General features: G+C 51.5%; 1 protein-coding gene. It reads left to right on the top strand.

What is annotated here, in order from left to right; all coding sequences use genetic code 11:
* On the top strand, positions 1-602 hold a 602-nt coding region (locus tag AC3G2T_RS38790; RefSeq protein WP_488438828.1), incomplete at both ends, for an IS256 family transposase.

Genomic DNA, 602 nt, shown 5'->3' with positions numbered 1-602 from the left:
ATGGCAACTATAACAGAAAACATGCTCTCAGACCTAATGGAAAATGTTGTTAGCGCCCTCGTGAAAGAAAAGCTCGAGCTCATTATGAAAGAAGAGATCCGTAACTTTTTAGAAGTCGAGCAAGAAGGTGTCCGCAATAGCCGCAACGGCTACTACACGCGCACACTGGGCACGCGAATCGGAATGATCGACGACCTCCAAGTACCTCGTGACCGAAACGGCGACTTTCAAACCCAGTTGTTTGACCCCTATCAGCGCCGTGAAGGATGGCTGGAAGAGGCTGTGATTCACATGTACAAGGGCGGTATGGGCACTCGGGACATTGCTCGTTTCATCGAAGGTATGTTTGGAGCTCAGTATTCGCCTACCACGGTCAGCAACATCACCAGTACGGTTCTTGAAGACATCGAGAAGTGGCACCAACGTCCACTGCGCAAGCGTTACGCTGTTATTTATCTGGATGGACTCTATGTGAAGCTCAAACGCGGTACAGTCGCCGGGGAAGCCGTCTATTTTGCCATGGGGATCAGCGAGGAGGGCTACCGGGACATTCTCGGCTTCTACATCGGTGGTCAAGAGAGCTCTAATGGCTGGCGTGACGT

Source organism: Paenibacillus sp. sgz302191, assembly GCF_057749925.1.
This window is presented reverse-complemented; position numbering and strand designations above follow the sequence as displayed.